The 14952-nt window shown below is 34.3% G+C and carries 7 protein-coding genes; 6 read left to right on the top strand and 1 reads right to left on the bottom strand.

The window, feature by feature from the left end; genetic code table 11:
• Nucleotides 1–227: 227 nt before the first annotated feature.
• The 6 genes from KO527_RS00215 to KO527_RS00240 all read left to right on the top strand — a co-directional run bounded on the left by KO527_RS00215 (nucleotide 228) and on the right by KO527_RS00240 (nucleotide 13289).
• The gene (locus tag KO527_RS00215) at nucleotides 228–779 is read left to right on the top strand and encodes a hypothetical protein (RefSeq protein WP_216038420.1); all 552 of its coding nucleotides are present in this window, start codon (nucleotides 228–230) and stop codon (nucleotides 777–779) included.
• 656 nt (nucleotides 780–1435) lie between these two features.
• Nucleotides 1436–3580, top strand: coding sequence for a winged helix-turn-helix domain-containing protein (locus KO527_RS00220; protein ID WP_216038421.1), 2145 nt, complete (start codon nucleotides 1436–1438; stop codon nucleotides 3578–3580).
• Nucleotides 3581–3829: 249 nt separating this feature from the next.
• On the top strand, nucleotides 3830–4828 hold the full coding sequence (locus KO527_RS00225) for a metallophosphoesterase (RefSeq protein ID WP_216038422.1): 999 nt from the start codon (nucleotides 3830–3832) through the stop codon (nucleotides 4826–4828).
• A gap of 91 nt (nucleotides 4829–4919) precedes the next feature.
• Nucleotides 4920–5732, top strand: coding sequence for a transporter substrate-binding domain-containing protein (locus KO527_RS00230; protein WP_216038423.1), 813 nt, complete (start codon nucleotides 4920–4922; stop codon nucleotides 5730–5732).
• 283 nt (nucleotides 5733–6015) lie between these two features.
• Complete coding sequence (locus KO527_RS00235; protein WP_216038424.1) at nucleotides 6016–7995, top strand: GEVED domain-containing protein; 1980 nt, start codon at nucleotides 6016–6018, stop codon at nucleotides 7993–7995.
• A 1103-nt stretch (nucleotides 7996–9098) separates the two neighbouring features.
• Complete coding sequence (locus tag KO527_RS00240; RefSeq protein WP_216038425.1) at nucleotides 9099–13289, top strand: collagenase; 4191 nt, start codon at nucleotides 9099–9101, stop codon at nucleotides 13287–13289.
• Between the two features lie 107 nt (nucleotides 13290–13396).
• Here the strand turns inward: KO527_RS00240 and KO527_RS00245 are convergent, their stop codons facing one another.
• On the bottom strand, nucleotides 13397–14917 hold the full coding sequence (locus tag KO527_RS00245; protein ID WP_216038426.1) for an aldehyde dehydrogenase family protein: 1521 nt from the start codon (nucleotides 14915–14917) through the stop codon (nucleotides 13397–13399).
• Nucleotides 14918–14952: the final 35 nt, after the last annotated feature.

Genomic DNA, 14952 nt, shown 5'->3' on the forward strand with positions numbered 1-14952 from the left:
CATTATCAGTTTAATGTAAAATAAATTTTGCTTCATTAAATTGATTATCTGTAAATTTTCTACAGAACAGATGCTAACCGCTAAAAAAATAACCATTTAAAAATTAAAGTGTAGATTATTCACTCCACCTTACTGCATGTTAATTTAACGTTAAATTGTTTCACTTGCTTTTACTTAGATTGATATTTAAGATCAAGCTAGATTAAATATCGTTAATTAGGCCAGTTGTGCAAAAATTTTTAATCATAGCTCTGTTCATTACTTTTTCGTTCTCAGCATATGGAAACGAACTTATATCACCAAGTGAAAATTGGTATTATTATGATAAAGTCAATGCACCAAATCCCCTTTGGTACAGTGCTATTGAAACCGATGAATTGTGGCAATATGGACAAGCACAGCTTGGTTATGGCGAGGGAGATGAAAATACTACCACCTCTTATGGCGAAGCCCTAGACAACAAGACCATAACACAATATTTCCGCAAGCAATTTAAAATAAACAAACTTGAAGATATTACGAAATCACAAATAAGATTACTCGCAGATGATGGTGCTGCAATTTACTTAAATGGACAACTCATTTATACAGTACATCTTCCTGAAAAATTCGACCATTCAACTTTAGCTCTAAACTCAAATATAGAGCATGCCTGGATAGAGTTTAATGTCGCTCTTAAACATTTAAGACAAGGTGATAACGTGATTGCAGTCTCTATTCATCAATTATCGCCAACGAGCTCTGATCTGAGTTTTGATTTATCCCTCATCTACCAATAAAACTTTTCTATCTCAGACCCAACCCAATTACTTTTCTTCTTAATTAGCTGTATACGTATAAAACAAATGGATTCTAAAAATATATATCATTAATTTAGCTTAATAAACTCAAAGTTTAATTTTAATATAGGAAATACATGCTCATCAACCAAAAATAAACTAATCTTAGCTGACCTTAGCTGATATAGCGTGATAATTTAATGTTTAATATTTATTATTATAACTTTTCTTTTATTATCGACTAGTAGCTTTTAGATTGCTCGTTTCACTTAAACTGATTAAAGATCAATATGCTCAGGTACATGTGTATTCTCCCCAATTGTTAATCTAAAAGTTACTTTAATTTTTAACAGAACTTTATTCAATTAATAGACTTGTATAAACAAATCGCAATCTTATTAGTGAGTAAACTTAGATAAAAAAGTGACTCTTTTTAAATGCTTAATGAAAGTATTCAATCATTATCTCGTTAGTGATTCAATAAATCATATTAATAGCCCCAACTATAATTTTTTGATTTAAGCCCTAAAAGCATAAGTTTTACTTTACTTATGCTTTTTTTATTTTGATTTGAATAAGACAGTTTTCTATTAATATAATACGCTTATAGATGTTATATTAAGATAATGAATCAGTACTAACTATAACGGTTTCATATGGCAAATAAATTACCATCTTATTTTAAGTTGGATACTTGGTTAATCGACATAGATCAGAATCAAATCACTGATTTAGATGGGAAAAGCTCAAAGCTAGAACCTAAATCTATGCTGGTATTACAATATTTAGCATCAAAACCGAGAGAAACAATTTCTCGAGATGACTTATTTGAAGCATGTTGGCCAAATCAAGTGGTCACCGAAGATGCACTCAATCGGGTTATTTCATCATTAAGAAGAAAATTAGGTGATACAGCCGGTAGCCCAAAATTTATCGCCACTGTGAGAAATGCAGGTTATAAGTTAATAGTCCCTATACATGAATTAGACAACCCAAGATTTATTGATACAACTACAAGTAATTCAGAAGAGCATCTCGCCACTTCCCAAACATTAACAGAACAAAAACCTGTATTACAAAAAAAGAAAATACGATCTTTAGTCGCTATTTGCTTCTCGTTATTACTAGGGTGTATTATTCTCATTTATTCTTTTCAAAAAGATCCTGAAATAGCTAAACATCAGTTTGAAAGAATTAGTTACAACACACAACAAAACAGCATGCCTAAACTTGCAAGTAATGGTGAGGTTTTAGCATTTATTCAACAATCAGTTAATCATCCAAATAAGTTAAAAATAAGATATTTACCTGATACTTACGCTGAAGATATCAGTGCTGCTAACAAACACTATTTATACCCTAGCTTTTATAATTCTGCAGATAATATTGCAGTGTTATCACAAGATATTAAAACCAATCTAATACAAATAGAAAAAATAACTCTCAGTAATAAAACATCTGAGCCCTTACTTAAAATCCCTCATATGAGTCATGGTTTATCTGTTCACCCAAAAGGTGATGAAATTGTTTTTACTCAACCAATTTCAACTAATGCTCAGTCTCAAAATCACACTATTTATACCTTTAATCAAAAACAACAAAAGATGTATCCCATTTTCTTACCACACAGCCAATATAGTGATCGCTTACCCAATTATTCTCCTTCTGGAGAGTACATCGCATTTTTAAGAAATAAATCTCAATTTCAAGACGCATTATTTGTTAGTGACATGAACGGTAAAACAACTCAGCTTTCAAATTACAATGATACAATTTTTGATTTAACATGGATCAGTAACCATCAGATAATAATTACAAAAAATAAAGGTGTGTATATATTTGATTTAGATAAAAAAGAACAAATATGGCATTCAGCATCACCTTTACAAAGTTATCAAGAAATCACTTACAGCTTAGATACTAAACAGCTTATACTCACAGCCAAACAAACAATCAATACAGCCAATATTTTTGATTTAACCAATTCAACCGATGGATATTTATTAACTAAAGCGGAAGCGCAAGATACAGAGCTAAGTGTAAACTATAACGGTACTGCATTTGTTTTTGTTACCAATAGGTCTGGTAAAAAAAGCTTATGGTTTAGGAAAAGTAATAAAACTAATATTATTAAAAATACTGAAGCCGATGAAATTTATGATTTAGTATGGCATCCAAATAACCAGTATTTAGTCGCAGCTTACAAGCTCCAGTCTGAATACGGTCTGATGATTTACGACCTCAATACACAAACTGTTTATAAAAAAAGATATAATAAAAATCCAATACATATAATAGACTGGCGAAATAACCAGGAGTTATTAATTTCAGTTGAAAATAATTTACAATGGAAGCTAAATACAGTTTCATTCAATAACTTTATACCAACAGCTTTAAGGCCAATAGAAAACAGCGCTGAGCTTGATATATTTCAAGGCCGCCTCTCTCCTAATAAAAAAACGCTATACTTCCTTACTTCAAATAAAAGTCATATATTTAGTTGGGACTTTAAAGCTTCGCCTCAAGTGATTAATTTAAAAACTGAAAACATTTATCGAAACTGGTTTGTAGACAACACTAAACTTTTCCACTTTAATCTACCTACATGGAACAGATCAACCAATCAGAAAGTAGCAGATTTAATTGCATTTGATTTCAAGACGCAAGCAACATCTATCATTAAGCAATACCCTAATATTCAGATGCAATACCGCCCACAAAGATTAATTAACGGGTTTACAGCAGTTAAAAACAATAAATTACAAGGAGATTTGTGGCTTATAGAAACTAATTTTGATTAAATAAATTACGTACACCTTTTAGGAACTGCAAAGTATTGATTTAGCAAGCATTTAGCTGATGCCAGCTGATATCAGCTTTAATCTGTTGCTACTGATATAAAAAAACAAGAGGCTATTTAAATTATAAAATTGCTATAACCTAATATCATGATTTCATTTTTACTTGCGTTTAAAGCGCTTAAACAACGACATATAAAAATCGCACTGAAGTGTACCTGTTTTTTTTATTTTATAAGCCATGGCTTTTTAATGGCTAATGGCAAAGTATCAGATGGCCCTTTTATCACTCATTCGAATGATGAATTAATGATAAAGTGGTTATGCAACAGCCAAGAAAAATCAAATAAAATTTATAAACCTAGCTTTCCATACATATTTTCTAAGTGCGGTCTTAATGCAACAGTTTATGAATCAAAATTAAGTACAGAAGCAACTTACCTATCTGGTAATTTTGATATTGCAGTTTTTAGTGATGTGCATGGTCAATTTAGTTTAATGAAACAGTTGCTGCTAAAACACAATATCATCGATAAAAACAATCATTGGCGCTTTGGCAAAGGACATTTGGTGATCCCTGGAGATATTTTTGACAGAGGAGCATATGTTACTGAATCTTTATGGTTTTTATATCAGTTACAGCACCAAGCTCAACTAGCTGGTGGCGATCTTCATTTATTATTGGGAAATCATGAAGTCATGATTTTCAATGACGATTATCGATATTTACACCCCAAATATATCAATGTCTCCAAGCAGTTAAAGACTTCTACAGCTGATCTCTATGCTGAAGATACAATATTAGGCAACTGGCTTAGAAATAAAAATGTTGTTATAAAAATTAATAATCATATCTATACCCACGGCGGATTACATCCTGATTTAATAAGGAAAAAACTATCGCTTGCTGAAATAAATCAGGTTTTCTCTAACCGTTTACTATCCACTCATAAAGACAGTTTTTCAGAAATTGAAACTTATCTTCATGGTGCTAATGGTCCTGTATGGTATCGTGGATATTTTAGTGATATTGACACAGCAAAATTAGATCTCTTATTACACTATTATCAAGCTGAAAAAGTCATTGTTGGACATACTTCACATCAAAGCATTATTTCAAACAATGCTCATCGCATTATCGGTGTTGATTCAAGTATTAAGCATGGTAAATCTGGAGAGTTACTACTTATTAGATCAAACGGTTATTGGCGAGGGTTACTAAGTGGAAAACAAAAACCTTTGTTTCATTAATCAGATGACCACTCAAAAAAATTGATACGTTCTTAAATCACTTTCAGATTTTATCATTACAATAACGGATCACTACAAGAGATATAAAAACATGGTAAGACAAATCATACTATTAATTACAACATTTACAGTATGCGATGTCTTTTCATGTAATATGGTTATGGGTTATAGAGAAAATGAACGTCAACCTTTTATCAATCGCGCGCCACAACATGACGGACTATATATTGATTTATATAAACAAGCTTTAAAAGAGATTAATTGCACACTCTCGGTTGTAAGAGCACCTAAAAAACGTATATTAAATATGTTAAAAAAAGGACAAATTGATTTTTATCCTGGATTATCTTTTAACAAACAACGCTCAGCATATGTACATTTTATAAAAAATGGCTTAAAAGATGAATTAATCGCTATTTCTAAAAAATCCCTCTCGAAGTACAACACTCGCTTAAACTTAAAATTCAATTTAGAAAGTTATACTTTTCTAATGGCGCAAGGCGCTAATACATTAGGTATTGAACATTCAGGTGCGCGTATAAGATATGTAGAAAATTTAAGTATTGCAAATGCGGTTAAGTTTATCTCTGAAAATAAAGCTGATTATTATATCTATCACAAAGCTAGCCTTTTATATTATTTAAATACAAACCATATAACACATTTAGAAATCCACGCTTGCTGTGGCGAACCAAAACCAATGTATTTAGGGTTTTCTAAACGATCTATTTATGCTGAAAAGACCCTGAACACCTCATTCAACAACCACATAGCTTTAAGTCCAAATAATACCCCCTACAACTTAAAAAAACAGAGTAAAGCATTTCAACTTGCTACATCTTTGCAACGACTAAAACAATTAGGCTATATAAAACATCTTGAAGAACTGTATTTTCATCCATAAACCAACCTCCCTTTCCCCTCCCCCTAAGATATTTAATATTAAGTTAAGTAAATAGTGGTTTTTTAACTGATATAAAATGACATTAGCTTACTTTTCATCCGAATATTCACGAAGAAAAACATAAGCAACTGATTTTAATTGAAATTAATTAAACCATCAAAATCCAATGATTTGAATATTCACTCAATTCTATTAACCTATTTATTGCAATAAACACTAAAAAATCAACAAAATGTAAATTGTTTGCATTAAATAAACGCAATCTATCAGGAATGTTAACAGAATGAATAAATCGAATAATATACACCCTATTTATAAGTTAATAACGACATCTATTTTTATGGCATCGAGCCATTTGGCCTTTGCATCTGTCAGTAATGTAAAAGATGCAAACACGTATTGTAATAGTGAAGGAGGCGGTAGCCATGAATGGATTTCAAATGTAAAACTTAATAACTTGAGCTACTCATCTGGCCAAGAAGCCTACTCAGACAATACAGACAAAACTGCAAACTTAACCTCAGGGCACAATAGCATCACATTAACTCCTGGCTTTAGGTCTAAGTCATATGATGAACATTGGGCTGTTTACATTGACTATAATCAAGACGGGGATTTTGATGATACAGGTGAACAAGTCGTTACTGGAAATAGCCATAATGCATTACAAATACCATTTAATGTGCCAACTTCTGTACATGGAGTTACTACCCGTATGCGCGTGGCAATGAGGTATTATAATCCTGTTTCAAGTGCTTGTAATAATATTAGCGCTGGCGAAATTGAAGATTATACGGTATCAATAAGTAATATCGATACCTCTCCTGAAACAGGGGATATGCCAAATGCTTGTGAATCTCAAACACCATTTACAGGTAGAGATCTGTTTGATGGTCAAACTATTTGTCTTGATAGTGGCCGTCAAACTTTTAATATAGCTAACAGTGATAACTACACAACAATCGCTATCAGTACATCACATGGCACAGGTAACATCACCTTATTTGCCAAAAATGGCGAAAGACCAAAAACGGATTATACTGACCCTTATTCAAGACATGTTGGAAATAATGAATGTATTATTATTAACACCCCATCTGAATACTGGTCTTATCTTGAAGTGAACGGTACTCATGAAAATACCAGTTTGGTAGTTGATTTTAACGCCACTGCATGTCGCGTAGAAGTTGGTGAAACTGAAGAAATCAAAGATAATTATGGTAATGACGGCTATACAGATAGCTCAGTAAATATCAAAGTATTTCGTATAGAGTTTAGTGATACGCCATTTGATTGGAATACCAATGATATGAATACCGAGTTTAATAAAATGGTAGATTTTTATAAACGCTCTTCATATGGCCAATTTGACGTCACCTATGATATGTCGCACCCTGTTATTAACATAGACAAGCCTATCACATATTATGAAGGACAAAGCTCAAACCAGTGGCATGCTGATTGGCAAGCAAAAGTATTAGCTGCAACAGGTATTAACGCAAAATCACCTGGAGATAAAACGGTCATCTTAGTAACAGCACCTAAGCCTAATGGGTACAACTCTACAGCCGAAGCGCCTTATATTTCTTTATTTCACCAAGATGGTGGCGTCCTTGCACATGAACTCGGTCATGCGATGGGGATCCGCCATGCTTACGGACTTGAAGGTGAAAGTCAAATCATTGGTGCAGGTGTTGATAAAGAAACTGAAAGTATTAATTATGGGGGACTCTTTAGCCTAATGGGTAAAGGTTCAAGAGAGTATATGGACTTTGATTTAATGCATAAATCATATATGGGTTGGTTAAAACCAAATGATGTTCCTGTCATAACACAATCTGGTATTTACCGTATATATGCACTTGATCATGGAAACAGTACAGGGCATAACACTCCTGGAAATATTGGTCTACGCTTACAATCAGGTAATACTGAATCTGATCACACTTACTGGCTGGAGTACAGAACGACCAATCACAAGTATGGTAACGATATAGATAATGGCGTCCTTGTGTATCTTCAAGGAATGTTAGAGAAGGAACAAAACCCAAAATACTGGCAGCATACATCACACTTATTAGACATGACTCCAAACTCACAAAGTTCAGCTGATTGGTGGGGCCAAGACTTCACAGATTCTGAACTTGCTCTGGGTAAATCGTATTCTGATAAATGGGGTGCATTCACAATAAAGGTCCTCAATAAGGGTGGTGAATTAGGCACGCCTAATGCCTGGATGGATATCAGTGTCACATTGCATTAAATACTAATCATTTTATAGAGACACCCTAGTAATAAAATTATTGGGTTTCTCTATAATAAAATAGTCAGTGAATTAAATAATCCCCCTTTTTTAACACTTTAAAAAATATTTTATTTAATTCTTATCTTTAAACTACGGTGTCTCATCCATCAGTATCACTGTTCGATGAGGGAGTGGGTTTTCTATATCAGCTATATTTAAAACTTTTTTAATCTTCTCAGAGACTACGTAAAGTACATTAAAATAATATCATCAAGCCTCACTATCAAATCAACAAAGCGATTATTCAAAGTTTCACCTTCAATGATAGGAGTTTAAACTTGTAGTATACAGGGGTTGTTATCTAAAATTATTTAATCACTTGACGGACATCATCACGACTCTCGGTATAGCACTACCAAAATATATAGCAACATCATCAATAACATGATGAAAATGATTGATGATTTTGCTTATCCCCGCTATAAAAAAACATGACTTTCAGGAATGCCAACCTGTTAATTATTAAACATCTGAAAAATAATCGTAAACAAATCAATTCCGATTACCTTAGCAAATTAACTTATCACATAAATAAAACCATTTACTTTATAAAAGTTTAAATATTATCAGTATTACCTCCCGAGGCTAAATTAGAGAATGTCTCTTTACAGTAGACCAACAAATAAACTCGCAGTGTCAAGTTTAGCAGCAATCAAAATTAACATTGTAAATACAAAAAACCTTACACCAACCCACATTTAATTAACTTTTAATTAAAGTCATTTGAAGATTAGGTAAATCTATATAAAAAGACTCTGGAAAAGATGAACCTCAAAACATTTCAAACTTAATCTCATAAACCTATCTGATGTTAGCTGATGAAACATTATCATTAATACCAACAAAAACATAAAGCACTGTTTATAAAGTAAAAAAATAAAACAGTACATTTATTACTCTATTGAATAATGTAGTCGCAACACTTAGCCTAGGAACCCTTATTTGTATTTATCTCAATTGTACTGAGTAGCCCAAGGGCACATTAACAATGGATAGTTTCAAAAAGTGCAACAAATAGAAACAAATAATTCGTTAACACTATTAACAATAAGAAGCACAATATGAAATTAAATAAAACAACGTTAATGCTAGGTAGTATATTGGCAACCATGATCAATACCAGTACCTATGCAAGTGATTTATGTACAGCATCACCAATCGAACGCCAAGGTGAAGTTACAACAGGGGAGTCGCACTGTTTAACTGCTAACACCCATTACCTTTACTTTAAAGTACCATACGAAAACAGTGAGGTGACAATAACATTATCTGGTGGTACCTTTTCTGGTTCAAATGACGCAGAATTGCAACTATATACAGGGGATAGCTGGTCGAGTGACGAACTTGAAACGAGTGTTGATACAATCAATAGTAATAATGAATCAATGAGTTTTGTTTCCCGAGCAGGAGACCGTTACTTTAAGATCCGTGGCGATATTCAACAAGCTAACTTAAACATTACAGTTTCAGGTGGCGATATCACACCCCCACTAGGTGATTTCATTGTCTACAATACGAACATTCAAATTGATTTACCTAATGCCTCAATCACAAGTAAATCTCAATACCATGATGATGTGACGACGGTTCTAACACCAGGGAACTCGTTTACTGAATTATCGGAAAGTGGCTCGATTGATATTAATCATATTAGTGCAGCGCTTCATTTTCTTGCTTTAGAAAATGATATTAATGATAGTGACATTTCTAATTTGCTGTACTTCATTGCGAAATACAGTGAGAAAGGCGAGCCTTTAACTGACGCAGAAGCGTCTCAATTAAGCATAGCAATGCAAGCTCTTGCGAAAATGGAAGACTTCCACACGACACTTGGTAACTCCAGTAAAGTACAAATCGCTTACACTGCTGCAATTGAAACTTTCTTTACAGGTAATGCCTCAGAATACTTTGAAGCACAGTTACCACATATGCTCGCCCTCATTCAAGCTTATTCTTTATTTGAAGATCCGTGGAGCGACTCAAGATATATTGATGCCTTAACATTTATTCCACGATTACTTGGTGCGGCATCTACTGACGGTAATGCCACTGTAGTTCGCATATTAAATGATAATATGATTAATGTACTTTCAGTGCTACGTTCATTTGCACTTTTAGGTAATACTTATATTCATGCAAGCCAAGCAACAGATGATAATAAGCTATGGCTAGTACCAAATACATTAAAATCTATCGCTCGTGTTTCCACCATTGCCAGCCCTAATGCCATAATGCGCATCAATGAAATGGTCATTGAAATACACACTAAGTTAAATTTAAGTGTTGATAAAGAAAAAATTGATATCGCAGTTAAAAATGGTTTTTTAGACATTGCAGGTCGTACATGTGATACCAACGATGCATTACATAACTACTGCCTATCTGAAGGTGACATATTAACAACAACTTACGAATGTACAGATAACTTCACATTCCGTGCACAGACTGGAATATCGCAATCAATTTTAAACAGATCATGTGACGAAATAAAAACGCTCGAAACTGAGTTTCACAATTTATTTGGCACTGATAAAAACACGCCTGTTTCAGATGATTTAAACGATAATCTTGAGATCATTGCTTTTTCTAGTCCTGATGACTACAAAAAATATGCCTCTGCATTATTCTCTGTAAGTACAGATAATGGTGGATATTACCGTGAAGGTAATCCTAATCGAGATACAAACCAGCCACGTTTCTTTGCGATGACTTGTGACGATGATTGGGTTGGAAACTCATGTGAATATGAAAATCAAATTTATAACCTGAAGCATGAACTCGTTCACTATTTAGATGGTCGTTATATTAAATATGGTCGTTTTGCACATAATGATCCTTCTACAGGCTGGACTGAAGGTTTAGCTGAGTATTTAGCACAAGGTAACGTATATCAACGCACTTTAAAAAATATTAAGGGTAAAACTGTACCTCCATTACATAATGTATTATTTATGGGTGATGATTTTGATGGCCAATACCAGTGGGGTTATTTTGGTATACATTACTTAGCAAACGAGCATCCTAGTGAGTTACTATTACTCGCTAACGTACAAAAAGGTGGTGATACAGATGAGTACTTAACCACACTTAAAGGTATCGTAAATCGTATAGGCGCAGGTTTTATACCTTATGTGGTTGCAAATTCTGAAGCCGTAGCACCTGCAGCTGCAGCTATTCCAGATGCTAATTCTTTTGGATCATGTGATTTAATACAACAATATGCCTCTCCATATGACTATGAAGCACGTGCAGTATCTGTAACAAATACGACAGGCACACCAGTATCATTATTCTGGCTAGACGATACTAAAGGTACCTATTTAGGAAGTAAAAACTACCAAACATTAAATCAAGGAGATAGCTTTACCGCTTCAAAATGGCGTACAAATGACCGAATGGTATTAACAGATAATAACTATAACTGTCTTGCTGTAAGTGTAATGACAGAAGCTGAAAATACTTTCACAATTAATCCTGAGACAGTTGCCAATGCCAATATTGAAGTGATACCTGAGGCAAATACTTTTGGTACTTGTGATCTTGTTAATTCACACATCATCAATAAAAATGGTACTGGAAAACAAACAATTACCAATAATACCAATTACCCTGTCTCTATCTTACGTATCAATGATATAACTGGTGAGCCAATTTACAGCACAAAATATGCGACTTTAAGTCAAGGCGAAACTTTTGCACCATCAACACAATGGTATGAGAACCGCCGTGTCATGTTAGCTGATACAAAGTTAGATTGTCTTGCTGTCGGTGTTTTAAATCACGAAAACAACGATTATACGATTACAGCTGGCCTTGTTGAAAGTGCACCTGAACCCGAGGTTATTCCTGACGCTAATACGATTGGTTCATGTGATTTAGTACAAAAGCACTTCATCGAAAGTGAAGGCTATCCAATGACAATCACTAATAATAGTGATACCCCAGTTGAAGTATATCGTGTAATGAATGAAACGGGTGAAATTGGCGATTTAAAATATAGAACACTCCAACCAGGAGAAAGTTATATTAAAGATGACCCAGCCAAGGCTTGGTATGGTAATCGTCGTGTTGCGTTTACAACAGAAAATCAGCAGTGTTTAGGTGTTGCAGTATTAACTGAACAATTAGGTAATACATTTAGTATTAGCCAAGCGTTAGTTGATAACAAAACTGATCTCATTGATTCTGATGGTGATGGCGTTCCAGATAATATAGATGCTTTTCCTAACGATCCAAATGAAAGCCAAGATACTGATGGAGATGGTGTCGGCAATAATACAGATGCTTTCCCAAATGATGCATCTGAAACAACTGATACTGATGGTGATTCAGTAGGTGATAACGCGGACGCTTTTCCAAATGATCCTACGGAAACACATGATTCAGATGGTGATGGTATAGGTGATAATAGTGACCCTTACCCTAATGACAGCAATAACGGCATTAATTACTGCGATATTTCAGGTGAAAAGCAAACTCATGAATGGATTACAGCAGTGAGTATTGGTGATAAAACACATCAATCAAATAATGAAAATGGTGGTTACAGTGACTTTACTCATATCAGCTTTTCAGCCACAGCGGGTACACAACAAACACTTACTTTAACCAGTAATAACAGTGGTGATTCTGAGTACTGGTATGTCTGGATAGATTTTAATCAAGATGGTGATTTTGATGATAGCAATGAACTCATTGTGTCAGATCGCACTTCTTCAGAAAACTTAACGACAACATTTTCTGTACCGCAGTCTGCCGAAGGTAAGTTAAGAATGAGGACTGTACTGACATATCGTTCTATCAATAATGCATGTGAGTCATTTTCTTATGGTGAAGTAGAAGACTACACTTTAAACATTACCGAAAATGATGCACCAACAGAGCCACCAGTCCTCAGTGATGTACCTAATGCCTGTGCAAGCCAATCAGCATTTACAGGTAATAGACTAATCGCTGATGAAGCCATCTGTTTAAGTAATGACTCTCGCCATACTTTTACCATTAAAGGAGTTGATGCTTATCAGTCAATTGCTATCAGAACAGCACATGGAACAGGTGATTTGGCGTTGACCTTTAAACAAGGCAGTTGGCCATCAGATTCAAGTTTTGATGCTAAATCAGATACAACTAACACTAATACTGAATGTATTAACATTGATACCAATGATGCATATTGGGGCTACTTAGAAGTCAATGGTGCAGCAGAAGGAGCAAGTTTACTTGTAAACTTTGATACTGACGTCTGTCGTTAATATTCATTTTAAAAAATTAAAACCCATTAGGCACCAGCTTAATGGGTTTTATATTTAAAGTTAATATTTAAAAAAGCCTAAACTCTGACTCTTTATCAATTACATTGTTAGAAAAAACCTAATGGACTGGTATCATAGCTCACTAGTAAGTTTTTAGTTTGTTGATAATGCTCTAGTGCTACTTTATGGGTTTCACGCCCTACACCAGACTTTTTATAACCACCAAATGCAGCATGAGCTGGATACATGTGATAACAATTTGTCCAAACACGTCCTGCTTGAATTTTGCGACCCATTCGATACGCCACATTCATATCTCGACTCCACACCCCTGCACCTAAACCAAACTCAGAATCATTGGCAATCGCTAACGCTTCTGCCTCTGTTTTAAAGGTAGTCACAGAAATCACTGGTCCAAAAATTTCTTCTTGGAAAATACGCATTTTATTATTGCCTTTAAGCAAAGTCGGTTGAATATAATATCCATTTGAGTATTCGTTATTCAATTGCTCAATATCACCGCCAATGAGCAGTTCAGCGCCCTCTTCTTTGCCTATATCGATATATTGTAGTATTTTCTCAAATTGCTCTTGAGAAGCTTGAGCACCTACCATAGTGTCTGTATCTAATGGATTGCCACGTTTGATCAATTTAGTACGTTCAACGATTTTAGCAACAAATTGCTCATAAATATCTTCATGTACTAGTAAGCGTGATGGGCAAGTACACACTTCCCCCTGATTAAAGTAAGCAAGTACCACACCTTCAATACATTTACTTAAATAATCATCTTCATGATCCATCACATCAGGGAAAAAGATATTTGGAGATTTACCGCCAAGCTCTACCGTAGAAGGAATTATATTTTCAGCAGCACATTTTAAAATATGTGAGCCAACAGGCGTTGAACCCGTAAATGCAATTTTAGCAATGCGTGTACTTGTTGCCAGTGCTTGACCTGCTTCTGCACCATAGCCATTTACGATATTTAATACGCCCGCGGGTAATATGTCTTCAATTAACTCCATTAATACCAATATAGATGCTGGGGTTTGTTCAGCTGGTTTTAATACAATACAGTTACCCGCAGCGAGTGCTGGCGCTAATTTCCAAGCAGCCATTAAAATAGGAAAATTCCAAGGAATAATTTGACCAACAACACCTAAAGGTTCATGAAAATGATACGACACCGTATTTTCGTCAATATCACCAATACTGCCTTCTTGTGCACGTAAACAACCTGCAAAGTATCTAAAATGATCTACTGCTAATGGAATATCAGCAGCTAAAGTTTCTCGTACTGCTTTACCATTATCCCAAGTTTCAGCAACAGCCAATAAAGTTAAATTTTGCTCTAAACGATCAGCTATTTTAAGTAAAGTATTTGAACGTACCGTAACAGAGCTTGCTCCCCAAGCCTCTTTTACCTTATGTGCGGCATCAAGTGCCAGTTCAATATCTTTTTCATTAGATCTTGGGATTTCACAGATCTTCTTGCCATTTACTGGACTTAAGTTATCAAAATATTGTCCGTCTTGTGGCTCAACCCATTGACCACCTATAAAGTTTTGATATCTAGCTTTAAAGCTCATTACTGCATCTTCAGTTCCAGGTGCTGAGTAGATCATGTCACTTTCCTTTTTTATTTTTAATATGGTTAAGA

Origin of the sequence: Pseudoalteromonas sp. C2R02, assembly GCF_018860845.1 — a bacterium.
Classification (GTDB): Bacteria; Pseudomonadota; Gammaproteobacteria; order Enterobacterales; family Alteromonadaceae; genus Pseudoalteromonas.

Excerpts from the sequence above, each read along its gene's own strand:
- KO527_RS00240 (WP_216038425.1), top strand. The coding sequence starts at position 9,099 with ATGAAATTAAATAAAACAACGTTAATGCTAGGTAGTATATTGGCAACC.
- KO527_RS00245 (WP_216038426.1), bottom strand. The coding sequence starts at position 14,917 with ATGATCTACTCAGCACCTGGAACTGAAGATGCAGTAATGAGCTTTAAA.
- KO527_RS00220 (WP_216038421.1), top strand. The coding sequence starts at position 1,436 with ATGGCAAATAAATTACCATCTTATTTTAAGTTGGATACTTGGTTAATC.
- KO527_RS00225 (WP_216038422.1), top strand. The coding sequence starts at position 3,830 with ATGGCTAATGGCAAAGTATCAGATGGCCCTTTTATCACTCATTCGAAT.
- KO527_RS00235 (WP_216038424.1), top strand. The coding sequence starts at position 6,016 with ATGAATAAATCGAATAATATACACCCTATTTATAAGTTAATAACGACA.
- KO527_RS00230 (WP_216038423.1), top strand. The coding sequence starts at position 4,920 with ATGGTAAGACAAATCATACTATTAATTACAACATTTACAGTATGCGAT.